Origin of the sequence: Achromobacter spanius (genome assembly GCF_039673305.1) — a bacterium.
GTDB classification, from domain to species: domain Bacteria; phylum Pseudomonadota; class Gammaproteobacteria; order Burkholderiales; family Burkholderiaceae_B; genus Achromobacter; species Achromobacter spanius_F.
Map to the genome: position 1 here is coordinate 34,590 of NZ_JBDJLJ010000044.1, position 12,224 is coordinate 46,813.

General features: G+C 68.1%; 11 protein-coding genes. 4 read left to right on the forward strand and 7 right to left on the reverse strand.

Going from position 1 to position 12,224, the window contains the following annotated elements:
* Positions 1–27 precede the first annotated feature (27 nt).
* Together ABE485_RS24045 and ABE485_RS24050 are read left to right on the forward strand one after the other, a co-directional pair.
* Positions 28–420, forward strand: a complete 393-nt coding sequence (locus ABE485_RS24045) for a nuclear transport factor 2 family protein (protein ID WP_346517758.1) — start codon at positions 28–30, stop codon at positions 418–420.
* 20 nt (positions 421–440) lie between these two features.
* Positions 441–1,844, forward strand: a complete 1,404-nt coding sequence (locus ABE485_RS24050; RefSeq protein ID WP_346517759.1) for an NAD(P)/FAD-dependent oxidoreductase — start codon at positions 441–443, stop codon at positions 1,842–1,844.
* A 17-nt stretch (positions 1,845–1,861) separates the two neighbouring features.
* On the opposite strand, the gene ABE485_RS24055 is transcribed toward ABE485_RS24050, so the two are convergent.
* The 7 genes from ABE485_RS24055 to ABE485_RS24085 form a co-directional block, all read right to left on the reverse strand.
* Positions 1,862–3,412: a PLP-dependent aminotransferase family protein gene (locus tag ABE485_RS24055; RefSeq protein ID WP_346517760.1), complete on the reverse strand. Its 1,551-nt coding sequence runs from the start codon at positions 3,410–3,412 to the stop codon at positions 1,862–1,864.
* Positions 3,413–3,522: 110 nt separating this feature from the next.
* Complete coding sequence (locus ABE485_RS24060) at positions 3,523–4,344, reverse strand: ABC transporter permease subunit (protein WP_346517761.1); 822 nt, start codon at positions 4,342–4,344, stop codon at positions 3,523–3,525.
* Complete coding sequence (locus ABE485_RS24065) at positions 4,337–5,170, reverse strand: taurine ABC transporter ATP-binding protein (RefSeq protein ID WP_346517762.1); 834 nt, start codon at positions 5,168–5,170, stop codon at positions 4,337–4,339. Before ABE485_RS24065 ends, ABE485_RS24060 begins: the two co-directional genes overlap by 8 nt.
* 79 nt (positions 5,171–5,249) lie before the next feature.
* On the reverse strand, positions 5,250–6,278 hold the full coding sequence (gene tauA, locus ABE485_RS24070) for a taurine ABC transporter substrate-binding protein (RefSeq protein ID WP_346517763.1): 1,029 nt from the start codon (positions 6,276–6,278) through the stop codon (positions 5,250–5,252).
* A 254-nt stretch (positions 6,279–6,532) separates the two neighbouring features.
* Positions 6,533–7,078: a GTP cyclohydrolase I FolE gene (gene folE / locus ABE485_RS24075; RefSeq protein WP_008162296.1), complete on the reverse strand. Its 546-nt coding sequence runs from the start codon at positions 7,076–7,078 to the stop codon at positions 6,533–6,535.
* 123 nt (positions 7,079–7,201) lie between these two features.
* A complete protein-coding gene (locus tag ABE485_RS24080; protein ID WP_346517764.1) occupies positions 7,202–7,858 on the reverse strand; it encodes a response regulator transcription factor in 657 nt (218 codons plus the stop codon).
* A complete protein-coding gene (locus ABE485_RS24085; protein WP_346517765.1) occupies positions 7,855–9,276 on the reverse strand; it encodes a cache domain-containing protein in 1,422 nt (473 codons plus the stop codon). The genes ABE485_RS24080 and ABE485_RS24085 overlap by 4 nt, the downstream gene beginning before the upstream one ends.
* Positions 9,277–9,589: 313 nt before the next feature.
* Between ABE485_RS24085 and ABE485_RS24090 the strand changes: the two genes are divergently transcribed.
* Both ABE485_RS24090 and ABE485_RS24095 read left to right on the forward strand, forming a co-directional pair.
* Entirely contained in the window at positions 9,590–11,677 is a 2,088-nt protein-coding gene (locus ABE485_RS24090; RefSeq protein ID WP_346517766.1) for a carbon starvation CstA family protein, read from the forward strand.
* A gap of 21 nt (positions 11,678–11,698) precedes the next feature.
* On the forward strand, positions 11,699–11,911 hold the full coding sequence (locus tag ABE485_RS24095; protein ID WP_085945451.1) for a YbdD/YjiX family protein: 213 nt from the start codon (positions 11,699–11,701) through the stop codon (positions 11,909–11,911).
* Positions 11,912–12,224: the final 313 nt, after the last annotated feature.

Consider the following 12,224-nt stretch of genomic DNA (forward strand, 5'->3'; position numbering starts at 1 on the left):
CGCCTCGCCCGCAGAGGAGGGTAGGCAATGCAAAAGTCCGTCACCGTCGAGATGCTGGCCGAGTTCGCGGCCGCCTGGAACCGGCACGACATCGACGCCCTGATGTCGTTCATGAGCGAGGATTGCGTGTTCGAGACCGTTGGCGGACCCGAACAGTACGGCAGCCGCCATGCCGGCCCGGAAGCGGTGCGCGCCGCGTTCGCCGCGGCCTGGAAGAATTTCCCCGACGCGCGTTGGGACGACGGGCGGCACTGGGTGGCCGGGGACCGCGGCGTGTCGGAATCCACGTTCCGCGGCACGGCGGCGGACGGCTCGCGGGTGGAGGCCGACATGGTCGACGTGTTCACGTTCCAGGACGGCAAGATCCGCGTGAAGAACGCATTCCGCAAACAGCGTCCGGCCTTGCCGGCACGGACGTAGACCTCGTCATGGATACGCAAATGTCCGTCGGCTCCCACCGCCCGGCCGCCGCGTCCGGCGCCGCGATCAACGCCTATAACCCGGCTTACGATCCGCTGGTATCCCCGCCTGGTCGGGGCCAGGATTATGCGCCCACGTATTGGGTTGCGACGGCTGGCGCGCCGCCCGAGGACGATGGTCCGATCCAGGGCGATATCGACGCCGACGTCGTGATCGTCGGCAGCGGCTTCACGGGGCTATCGGCGGCCCTGGCGCTGGCGCGGGACTTCGGCGTCAAGGCCGTGGTGCTGGAGGCCAACCGCGCCGTGTGGGGCTGCACCAGCCGCAATGGCGGCCAGGGCCAGAACGCCTCCGGGCGCCTGTACCGGTCGCAGTGGATCGCGCGCTGGGGGCTGGACACCGCGCGGCGGCTGGACGCCGAGATCCGAGAAGGCTTCGAATACTGGAAGAGCCTGGTGGCGCAGGTGGACTGCGACGCGCAGCCGGGGGGGCACCTGTACACGGCGCACCGCCAGAAGAAGATGGCCTTCCTGGAAAACGAGGCCAAGGTGATGCGGGACGTGTTCGGCTACGACGCCCGGATACTCAGCCGCGCGCAGCTGCGGGAGCGGTATGTGGACGATCGCGAAGCCGTGGGCGCGATGCACGAGCCGGACGGCGTGGGCGTGCACCCGCTGAAACTGGCCTATGGCTATCTGCGGCAGGCGCGTGCGCTGGGGGTGCGCCTGCATCCCGCCAGCCCGGTGCTGGGATGGCGCGTGGAAAACGGCATGTACCGGCTGCAGACGCCCGGGGGCACGGTGCGGGCCAGGCGCGTGGCGTTCGCCACGGGCGGCTACACCGCGCAGGGCGTGAATCGCCTGCTGGACAACCGGATCATGCCGGTGTTGTCCAATTCGATGGTGACGCGGGTGCTGACGCCGGCCGAGCGCGAGGCGGCCGGGCTGAAAAGCACGGTGTTCATCACCGACACGCGCACGTTGCGCTTCTACTACCGGCTGCTGCCCGACGGCCGCATGCAGATCGGCAGCCGCAGCGCGCTGCGCGGCGCGGACGCGGAAAACCCGCGCCACCTGGCGCTGCTGCGCGAAGGCCTGGCGCGCAAGTTCCCGGCGCTGCGGGGCGTGGACGTGGCGTATTCGTGGTGGGGCTGGGTGGACGTCAGCCACGACATGATGCCGCGCATCACGCAGCCGGATCCGGCGCAGCAGGTGTATTACGCATTCGGCTATGGCGGCAATGGCGTGGCGTTCTCGGCCCATGCCGGCCGGCGGCTGGCGCAGCGGATGATGGGCCAGGACGGCATTGCATGGGATCTGCCGATCTATGACTCGCCGCTGCCGGGGCATATGTTCGCGCCGTTCCGCAGGATCGGGCAGGGGTTGCTGTATCGGTGGTATTACCTGCGGGACGAGCTGCTGTAGGGCTCAGCTCGCAGCGCTCACGCACCTGGGCAGTATGCGAGATCCTGCGCGGCGCGGCGCTGGGCGTCGACCACTTTCGCCAGCCGCGCGATGCCGGGTTCGATCTGTTCCGGCCGGATGGACGTGAATCCCACGCGCAGGAAATTGCGTGGTGCGTCGGCGCCGTCCATGAAGAACACGTCGCCCGGCTCGACGACCACGCCTTCGGCCAGCGCGGCCTCGGACAGCGCCGTGGCGTTGAGCCACGGCGGACCCTGCAGCCAGCACGAAGATGAGCCGGTGATCGGCATGGGCCTGAAGTCCGGCAGATGGCGGGCCAGCGCCCGGGCCAGTTCGGCGCCGCGCTTCTGGTAGGCCTGCGACTGGCGCCGCAGCAGCGAATGGTGGTGCCCTAGCGAAATGAAGAGCGAGAACGCGCGCTGGATGTACGCGGACGGATGGCGCAGCATCAGGCGGCGCAGCGCGCGCAGCTCCGCCGCCAGTTCGCGCGGCGCGACGATGTAGCCGATGCGCAGCCCGGGCGCGAAGGACTTCGCGAGGCTGCCCACGTAGATGACGCGGCCGTCGCGGTCCAGGCTTTTCAGGGCGGGAATCGCGCCTTCGCCCCAGCGGCTTTCGCTTTCGAAGTCGTCCTCGATGATGAGGCTGTCGGCCTGCCGCGCCAGCGCCAGCAGGCTCGCGCGGCGCTCCATCGACAGCGTGACGGTGGTGGGGCACTGGTGCCCGGGCGTGACGAACACGTAGTCGCAGCCCAGGAGCTGCGTTCCGGTGCGCAGGCCCTGTTCGTCCACCGGCAGGGGCAACAGGTGGCGGGTGTGGCTGGCGAAGATATTGCGGGCGTCGGGGTAGCCGGGGTCTTCCATGCCCACGACGGTGTCCTCGTTCACCAGCAGGTCGGCCAGCAGGTAAAGGGCGTGCTGCGCGCCCACCGTGCAGACGATTTCCTCGGCGTCGGCCCACACGCCGCGGCGCGGCAGGACCTGCGTGCGTATCTGCTCGATCAGCGCGGGGTCGTCATGGGTGATGAGGTCGGGCGCCCAGCTGCGGATGTCCAGCACGGACAAGGCCTTGATGCAGCATTCGCGCCATTCGGCCGTGGGGAACAGGTCCTGGTCGAATTGTCCGTAGACGAACGGGTAGGGCTGCTTCTGCCAGTCGCGCGGCTTGGTGATGTTGCGCTGCCGCGTGGGCCGGAAGCGCAGGCGTTCGTCCCAGCGTACGTCCTGGGCGCCCGCCGCGTCGGCCGGCGCGGCGGCGTCGGCGGACGGGCCGGAATGCCCTTGCATGACGGTGTCGCTGACGAAATGGCCGCTGCGCTCGCGCGACACCAGATACCCTTCGCAGACCAGCTGCTGGTAGGCGAACACGACCGTATTGCGCGCGATGCGGAGCTGGTCGGCCAGATAGCGGCTGGAGGGCACCGGCATGCCCGGCGGCAGGTGGCCGCTGAGGATGGCGGACACCAGCATCTGGCGCACGCGGCCCTGCAGGCTGAGGTTGGGCGCGCTGGCCTTTTCGAACAGGCGTTCCCACAACACAGGCTTGAGCATCGAGGCCTGGCTGGACATGGACGGCTCCTTTTGACTGCGGCACGGACGGGCGCGGCGCTGCCGCGCCCGGGGTGTCCGAGTCTCAGGATAAAGGAGCCGGATGGGGTAAGGAATGCGGGATTGCCCTGTCAGACACGCCCCTTCCAGGGGATGGCGAAGCGCTCCAGGTAGCGCACCAGCAGATCGAAGGCGAAGGCGAACACGCCGATCACGATGATGCCCATGATCACGGTGTCGCTGGCCAGGAACTGGGCGGCGTTGAGCACCATGAAGCCCAGCCCGCGGTCGGCCGCCACCATCTCGGCCGCCACCAGCGTCGTCCAGCCCACGCCGATGCCGATGCGCATGCCTGTGAAGATCTCGGGCATGGCCGCCTTCAGGATCACGTGCCAGACGATCTGCCGGCTGCTGCCGCCCATGGCGTAGGCCGCGTGGATCTGCTCGATGGACACCGAACGCACGCCCGCGCGCGCGGCGATCGCCATGGGCGCGAAGATGGCCAGGTAGATCAGCAGGATCTTCGGGAATTCGCCGATCCCGAACCAGATGATGATGAGCGGCAGGTAGGCCAGCGGCGGCAGCGGACGGTAGAACTCGATGGGCGGGTCGAAGACGCCCCGGGCGTAGCGGTTCACGCCCATCAGGATGCCGACGGGAATGGCCGTGACGCAGGCCAGGAAGAAGGCGCCGAACACCCGCGACAGGCTGGCCAGCGCGTGCTCGGTCAGCGTGGAATTGGCGACGCCTTCGGTCATGGCGAACACGAACTTGTCGTACACCGCGATGGGCGAGGGCAGGAACAGCGGCCGCACCCAGCCGGCGCTGGTGACCAGGAACCACAGCGCGATCAGCGCCAGGCTGGTCAGCAGGCTGATGTGGCCGCTGTAGCCGGCGCCCGGCGATCCGTAGACCTTGCCGGGCGGCGTGTGGCCGGCGCGGCGCTTAGGCATGCACCGCGTGCGGGGCGGCGGCGCGCTCGTCCCCGTAGATGATGCCGAGGACTTGCTCGCGCATGGCGATGAAGTCGGGACTGGATTTGATGCCACGGCCATCGCGGGTCTCCAGGTAGCGCCGGTTGAAGTCCGGCGCGAAAGTGTGCGTGATCCGGCCCGGGCGCGGCGACATGACGATCAGGCGCGAGCCCAGGAAGAGCGCTTCTTCCACGCTGTGGGTGATGAAGAAAAACATCTTGTCGGTCTGGCGCCAGATATCCAGCAGCAGTTCCTGGATGGTTTCGCGGGTCAGCGCGTCCAGCGCGGCCATGGGTTCGTCCATCAGCAGCATGGCGGGGTCGCAGGTCAGGGCGCGCGCAATGCCCACGCGCTGCTGCATGCCGCCGGACAGCTGATAGATCATGTGGCGGTGGAAGTCCTGCAGGCCCACCAGCTCCAGGTTGCGGCGGGCGCGGGCGCGGCGCGTTTCCTTGTCCACGCCCTGCAGCTTCAGGCCGAACTCGGTGTTTTCCAGCACGTTCAGCCAGGGCAGCAGCGCGTGCTTCTGGAACACCACGCCGCGGTCGGCGCCGGGGCCCACGATGGGCTTGCCGCCCAGCGTGATCTCGCCTTCGGTGGGCGACAGGAATCCCGCCAGCAGGCTGAGCAGGGTGGTCTTGCCGCAGCCGGACGCGCCCAGCGCGACAACGAATTCGCCCGGCTGGATGGTCAGGTTGACGTCGTGCAGCGCGATGACGGGCCCGCTGTCGTGCAGGCCGGGATAGGTGACGCTGACGCCTTCCGCGCACAGGCGTTGCGCGGTGGGTGAGGACTGCATGGTCATGCCGTTTCCCCCTGTTGTGTAGGGCGGCGCCCGCGGCCGGCGGCGGCGCCGGGATGGCGCCGCGCCGTGGCGGGCGGGACTACTTGGCCGCGGCCTTCGCGTACTGGTCCGTGACGAAGGGGCTGTAGTCGTCCAGCGCCTTGTCGATCTGCTTCTGGTCCTTCAGGAACTTGGCGCTGGCCGCGAAGGCGCGCGCGGCGCCCGATTCCTTGCCGCCGCCCAGCCAGGTCTTGGAGATCTGTTCCTCGACGGTCGGGAACACCAGCAGGCCCAGCGCCTCGACGATGTCGTCCGGCTTGCCGCCGATGAGCTTGACGATGCCCTTGACCTGCGGCGAGTCCGCGGTCCACTTGGCGCCGTTGGCGCGGTAGTCGGCGTAGGACTTGGCCAGCACGCCGGTGAAGGCGGCCATGAACTTCGGGTTCTTCTGCGCCCAGGCCTTGTCGACCACGATGCCGTCGAAGGTCGGAACGCTGGCGGCCCCGATCTGCTCGGAGTCGGCGATGATCTTGCCGGTCTTGGCGATCTCGGTCAGCGCCGGCGGCCAGACGTAGGCGGCGTCGATGTCGCCGCGCGTCCAGGCGGCCACGATCTGCGGCGGCTGCATGTTCAGGATGCGCACGTCGCGCGGCGGCACCTTCCAGACCTGTTCCAGGCCGACCAGCAGGTGGAAGTGGGACGTGGACACGAAGGGCGTTGCCACGCGCTTGCCCTTCAGGTCGGCGGTGCTGTTGATGCCGGAGCCATTGCGCGCCACCAGGGCCTCGGACTTGCCGATGTTGTCCAGGATCCAGAAGAGCTGCATGTCCACGCCGCGCGTGGCGCCCGAGGTGATGCCGGTGGAGCCCAGCACGCCGACCGGGACGTTGCCGGAGGCCAGCGCGGTGGAAATGTCGCCGCCCGAGGTGAACTGGCGCCAGTCCACCTGGTATCCGGCCTCTTTCAGGGCCTTGTCGAAACTGCCGTCCGCGATGGCGGACAGGAACGGCCCCACGATGAGCTGGTAGCCCACCACGAGTTTGGTCTGCGCGTAGGCAGGCGCGGCCAGCAGCGCGGCGGCCAGGCCGGCCAGGGTGCAGCGGCGAATCAGGCGGTATATCGCGTTCATGGTGATCTCCGGGAGAGAGAACGGCCGCGCCCCGGCGCGACCGGCTTGCTGGTGCCAGTTTGCCCGGATGGGACCAGAACGCTAGGGCCAGATGTCCGGATCAGTAGGTGCCAAAACAAGGGGCCAAAACCGGGCGCCGGAAGCGCCCGGGCCCGCCGGCCGCGCCGGCAATGCCCGCAGGGGCATCGTCGTCGCAGCGGGCGGGCCCGCGATATGCGCCAAAAGGATGAGGGGCGCGGCGGCCGCGCCCGCGTTCAGCGGATCAGGCTGAGGAATTCCGCCCGGGTGGAGGGGTTGTCGTGGAATTCGCCCAGCATGACCGACGTGACCATGGAGGAATTCTGCTTTTCGACGCCGCGCATCATCATGCACATGTGCTGCGCCTCGATCACGACCGCCACGCCGGCCGCGCCGGTGACGCTTTGCACGGCCTCGGCCACCTGGCGGCTGAGGTTTTCCTGGATCTGCAGGCGGCGCGCGTACATTTCGACGATGCGCGCAACCTTGGACAGGCCCAGCACCTTGCCGGCCGGCAGGTAGGCGACGTGGGCCTTGCCGATGAACGGCAGCATGTGGTGCTCACAGAGCGAGTACAGCTCGATGTTCTTGACCAGCACGATCTCACGCGTGTCGGAGGTGAACAGCGCGCCGTTGACGATTTCGTCCAGGTTCTGGTCGTAGCCGCGGCACAGGTGGCGCATGGCCTTGGCGGCGCGCGCGGGCGTGTCGGCCAGCCCTTCGCGGGACGGATCTTCCCCTAGTGCTTCAAGAATGGCGGTGTAGTGCTTTTCCAATGACATGGGGGGACTCCTGGGGCTGCGCGCGCCCTGTGGCGCGCCGTGGTGCATTTGTGACGCAAGTCTACCTCAGGCCGGGGACGGGTCTGGGGGCTGGCGCACGCCGTGTGGGGGTATTGGCGGCCTTCATACCCCTTTGTTTTCCACCGCGTACTTGATGAGTTCGGCCTGCCCGTCGATCCCCAGTTTGCGCTTGATGTTCAGGCGATGGGTTTCCACTGTGCGCACGGACAACCCCAGCGCATGCGCGATCTGCTTGTTGGCGTGGCCGTCGGCGATGTGGCGCAGCACGTCGCGTTCGCGCTGCGTGAGCAGGGTGGCAAGCGCGCTGGCCTGCGACAGCCGCACCGCCGCCGCCGCGCTGAAGTAGCTGCGGCCGGCCATGACCGCATCGATCGCGGCGATGATCTCCTGGGCCGGCTCGTCCTTGAGCAGGTAGCCGCGGGCGCCGGCCTTGACCGCCTGCACCATGTATTCCGGATTGTCGTGCATGGACAGCACCAGCACGGCGATCTGCGGATAGCGTTCATGCAGCACGGCGGTGAGCTCCAGCCCGCCCACGCCGGGCATGTTCAGGTCCATCAGCGCCAGGTGGGGCAGGGTGCCGCCCTGCGGATCCTCGGCCACGCAGGCGGCCAGGAAGGCCTGGGCGGCGGCGGCATTGCCTGCTTCGCCCACCACACGCAGGTGCGGCACGGTTTCCAGGCGCAGGCGCAGGCCGTCGCGCACCAGCGGGTGGTCGTCGATCAGCAGAAGGCGGACGGCGTCGAGGTTGTCGGTCATGCTTGGGGTGTCGCGGGTGGGGCGCCGGCGGCCGGCAGGGGCAGCCAGGCCTGCAAGGTCGTGCCTTGGGCGGTGGAATGGAAGCTCAGGCTGCCGGACAGCGCGCTCATGCGTTCACGCATGTTGCGCAGGCCGATGCCGCGGTGCGGGTCCTGCTGCACCTCGGCATAGTCGAAGCCGCGGCCGTCGTCGGTGATGGTCAGGCGCAAATCGCGCGAGGAATAGGCCAGCGTCAGGTCGGCGCGGGTGGCGCCCGCGTGGCGCAGGACGTTGGTCAGCGCCTCTTGGGTGACCCGGAACAGGGCGGTGGCGTAGGCGTCGGGCAGCCTCACCGGCAGCCCGGTGGTGCGCAGGTCGACGGCCAGCGGGGGCGCGCCGTCTTCGGCGGGCACGGCGAATTCCCGCCCCAGATGCTCAAGCGCGGCGGGCAGGCCCAGGTCGTCCAGCAGCGTTGGGCGCAGGTTGTGCGAAATGCGGCGCACCTCGCCCACGGCGGTGTTCAGGCGGTCCAGCGCGCCGCCCAGCGGCGTGTCGATGTGCGCCAGCGCGGCCGGGTCTCGCGGCTGCGACTGGCGCAGCCGTTCGCGCGCGGCCTCCAGCGACAGCTTGACCGACACCAGCACCTGGCTGATGCCGTCGTGCAGTTCGCGCGACAGCCGGGCGCGTTCGTCCTCTTGCGAGCGGACGAGCTGCTGGGCCATCAGGCGCAGCTTGGCGTCCGACTGGCGATGGTCGCTGATGTTGAGCGCCAGGCCGCAGGCGGCCACGCCCAGGATGGACACCGCGGCAATGCCCGCCACCCAGGCGAACATGTTGCGGATGTTGGCCTGCGCGGCGGCGTCGATGCGCACCAGCGCCTGCTGCACGTCGTCCAGGTAGATGCCCGTGCCCAGCATCCAGCCCCAGCGCTCCAGCACCACGACGTAGCCGAGCTTTTCCTCGGTCTGGTGCGTGGACGGCTTTTCCCACAGGTAATGCACCGTCTCGCCTTGCTCGCCGCCGCGCCGGGCGGCCGTCAGCAGGTTCTGGATGACCGGCTGACCCTGGGTGTCGCGCAGGTTCCAGAGATCCTGGCCGACGAGTTCGGGCTGGCGCGGGTGCATCAGGTTGCGGCCCTGCAGGTCGTAGACGAAGAAGTAGCCGTCGTGCCCGAATTCCATCTGCGCCAGCAGGTCCAGCGCGCGCTGGCGGGTGGCGTCGTCGTCGCCGGCCGCCTGCAGCGGGGCGATGGCGCTGTAGGCCAGGTTGACGTAGTGGCGCAGCTCGCCTTCCTTGCTGGCGAGCCAGGCGGTTTCCACGACCTGTTTTTCGCGCTGCGCCAATTGCAATCCCTGCACGTAGACGGCGACCGTGATGGCGGCGACGGCCACCAGCAGGGGAACCGCCGCGAGCAGCAGGATCTTGAGGCGCAGCTTCATAAGGATTTGTTTCGGAGCGGGCGGGAATTGCTGCGGCGCATTAGGGACGGAGCGCCTGGGAGAAATGGGTCAAGTGTCCGAGGATTTTACGATTTCCAGGAAATTTTGCTGCGCCGCATGGCGTAGTAACACGTAGCCGGTTTGCGTAGTTCCGCGCTTGTTGCCCGGGGGGCGAGACGAAATACTAGCGGCCGCGTCGACAGGACGCAGTGCGGACGCGTGCGTCCGCCACCCCACAACAATGAGTCTGCCTTCCGCGGGACGAAAAAAGCGTTTCACGCCAAGAGCATGGCGGGAGGCAAGAGGAGCACTTATGCATACCAGCAGTAAGGGACTGGGTCAGCACCTGGTCTGGCTGGCGGTTGCGGTACTGGGCGCGTTCGCGCTGGGCACCGTGGCGCTGGCCAGAGGGGAGACCATCAACGCGCTATGGGTGGTGATTGCCGCCGTCTGCGTCTATCTCATCGCGTACCGCTATTACAGCCGCTTCATCGCGCGCAAGGTCTTCCAGCTTGATCCGACGCGCATGACGCCGGCCTGGAAATACAACGACGGCCTGGACTACGTGCCCACCAACAAGCACGTGCTGTTCGGCCACCATTTCGCCGCTATCGCCGGCGCGGGCCCTCTGGTCGGACCGGTGCTGGCCGCGCAGATGGGCTATCTGCCCGGCATGCTGTGGATCCTGGCCGGCGTGGTGTTCGCCGGCGCCGTGCAGGACTTCACGATCCTCTTCATTTCCACGCGCCGCGACGGCCGCTCGCTGGGCGACCTGGTCAAGTCGGAACTGGGCAAGATCCCGGGCGTGATCGCGCTGTTCGGCGCGTTCATGATCATGGTGATCATCCTGGCCGTGCTGGCGCTGATCGTGGTCAAGGCGCTGACGCATTCGCCGTGGGGCACCTTCACGGTGGCCGCGACCATCCCCATCGCGCTCTTCATGGGCGTGTACCTGCGCTACATCCGCCCGGGCAAGATCGGCGAAGTCTCGATCATCGGCTTCGTGGGCCTGATGGCGGCCATCACCTTCGGGCAGGACGTGGCCGCGCATCCGGTCATCGGCCCGATGTTCGACTTCGACGGCAAGGGCCTGACCTGGATCCTGATCGTCTACGGCTTCATCGCGTCCGTGTTGCCCGTGTGGCTGCTGCTGGCCCCGCGCGACTACCTGTCGACCTTCCTGAAGATCGGCACCATCGTCGGCCTGGCGATCGGCATCGTGGTGGTGGCGCCCGAGCTGAAGATGCCCGCGCTGACCCAGTTCGTGGACGGCACCGGCCCGGTGTGGTCGGGCAACCTGTTCCCGTTCCTGTTCATCACCATCGCCTGCGGCGCGGTGTCGGGCTTCCATGCCCTGATCTCCTCGGGCACGACGCCCAAGCTGATCGAAAACGAGACCCAGGCCCGCTATATCGGCTACGGCGGCATGCTGATGGAATCCTTCGTGGCCATCATGGCGCTGGTGGCGGCTTGCGTGATCGAGCCGGGCATCTATTACGCCATGAACAGCCCGGCGGCCGTTATCGGCACGACGCCGGACCAGGTGGCCCAGGTGGTGTCCAGCTGGGGCTTCGTGATCAGCCCGGCGGACCTGGTCCAGACGGCCAAGGACGTGGGCGAAAGCACCATCATCTCGCGCGCAGGCGGCGCGCCGACGCTGGCCGTCGGCATGGCGCACATCCTGCACCAGGCGCTGGGCGGCCCGGGCATGATGGCCTTCTGGTACCACTTTGCGATCCTGTTCGAGGCGCTGTTCATCCTGACGGCGGTGGACGCGGGCACGCGCGCCGGTCGCTTCATGCTGCAAGACCTGCTGGGCACGTTCGCCCCGTCGCTCAAGCGCACGGATTCGCTGCCCGCCAACCTGATCGCGACCGGCCTGTGCGTGGCGGCGTGGGGCTACTTCCTGTATCAGGGCGTGGTGGATCCGCTGGGCGGCATCAACACGCTGTGGCCGCTGTTCGGCATCGCCAACCAGATGCTGGCCGCGATTGCGCTGACGCTGGGCACGGTGGTGCTGTTCAAGATGAAGCGCGACCGCTACGCCTGGGTGACGATCGTGCCGACGATCTGGCTGCTGGCATGCACGCTGACCGCCGGCTGGCAGAAGCTGTTCCACGCGGATCCGCGCGTCAGCTTCCTGGCGCACGCGGACAAGTACAACGCGGCGATCGCCGAGGGCAAGGTGCTGGCTCCGGCCAAGTCGCTGGGCGAGATGTCGCGGGTGGTGATGAACGACTACATCAACGCCGGGCTGTGCGCGATCTTCATCTTCGTGGTGGTGAGCATCGTGGTGTTCGGCCTGAAGTCGGTCCAACGCGCCCGCAACGAGAACAAGCCGACGGCTCGCGAGACGCCGTACGAGGTGCTGCCGGCGACGGCGGCGGCCGGCGCCGACTGACCCTGATACAGGAGACGCTGCATGCTGTTCAGCAACATGACTTCGGCGGCCGGCGCCGCCGGCCGCTACCTGGGGCAGACGCTCCGGCTGATGGTCGGGGTGCCGGATTACGAGACGTATGTGGAGCACATGCGGCGTACGCATCCTGATCAGGAGCCGATGAGCTACGAGGATTTCTTTCGGGAGCGGCAGGAGGCGCGCTACGGGGGGAAGAAGCGGATCGGCTGCTGTTGAGTTCGTTTGGAAGGCCTTGCTGGTGCAGGGCCTTTTTCTTTTTGGCGGGTGATGGCGATTGCGGGTCGGAGCTTTTCTTGTCGTGGATCGCTGTGGTTCGCAGGTGCCAGGTTCTTCGGTGGTCTCTCGTTCTTCGTAGGCCGCCCGTCGTCGCGGGCGCCGTGGCTGCGAGCGCCCACGATTGCGGTCCGGAGCGTTCGCTCCGGACTACCCCCTCGTCATCTTCGTCACGGCCTGCGGCCGGTCCGTCAGATTCCCGCGGGCGCATCGCGGGGGCTCGCAGCCCTGGCGACCGCGACGCCGGGCTACGAAG

What these genes read in the sequence shown, in the direction of transcription:
- ABE485_RS24045 (WP_346517758.1), top strand. Translation starts at nt 28, where the DNA reads ATGCAAAAGTCCGTCACCGTCGAGATGCTGGCCGAGTTCGCGGCCGCC.
- ABE485_RS24050 (WP_346517759.1), top strand. Translation starts at nt 441, where the DNA reads ATGTCCGTCGGCTCCCACCGCCCGGCCGCCGCGTCCGGCGCCGCGATC.
- ABE485_RS24055 (WP_346517760.1), bottom strand. Translation starts at nt 3,412, where the DNA reads ATGTCCAGCCAGGCCTCGATGCTCAAGCCTGTGTTGTGGGAACGCCTG.
- ABE485_RS24060 (WP_346517761.1), bottom strand. Translation starts at nt 4,344, where the DNA reads ATGCCTAAGCGCCGCGCCGGCCACACGCCGCCCGGCAAGGTCTACGGA.
- ABE485_RS24065 (WP_346517762.1), bottom strand. Translation starts at nt 5,170, where the DNA reads ATGACCATGCAGTCCTCACCCACCGCGCAACGCCTGTGCGCGGAAGGC.
- tauA (WP_346517763.1), bottom strand. Translation starts at nt 6,278, where the DNA reads ATGAACGCGATATACCGCCTGATTCGCCGCTGCACCCTGGCCGGCCTG.
- folE (WP_008162296.1), bottom strand. Translation starts at nt 7,078, where the DNA reads ATGTCATTGGAAAAGCACTACACCGCCATTCTTGAAGCACTAGGGGAA.
- ABE485_RS24080 (WP_346517764.1), bottom strand. Translation starts at nt 7,858, where the DNA reads ATGACCGACAACCTCGACGCCGTCCGCCTTCTGCTGATCGACGACCAC.
- ABE485_RS24085 (WP_346517765.1), bottom strand. Translation starts at nt 9,276, where the DNA reads ATGAAGCTGCGCCTCAAGATCCTGCTGCTCGCGGCGGTTCCCCTGCTG.
- ABE485_RS24090 (WP_346517766.1), top strand. Translation starts at nt 9,590, where the DNA reads ATGCATACCAGCAGTAAGGGACTGGGTCAGCACCTGGTCTGGCTGGCG.
- ABE485_RS24095 (WP_085945451.1), top strand. Translation starts at nt 11,699, where the DNA reads ATGCTGTTCAGCAACATGACTTCGGCGGCCGGCGCCGCCGGCCGCTAC.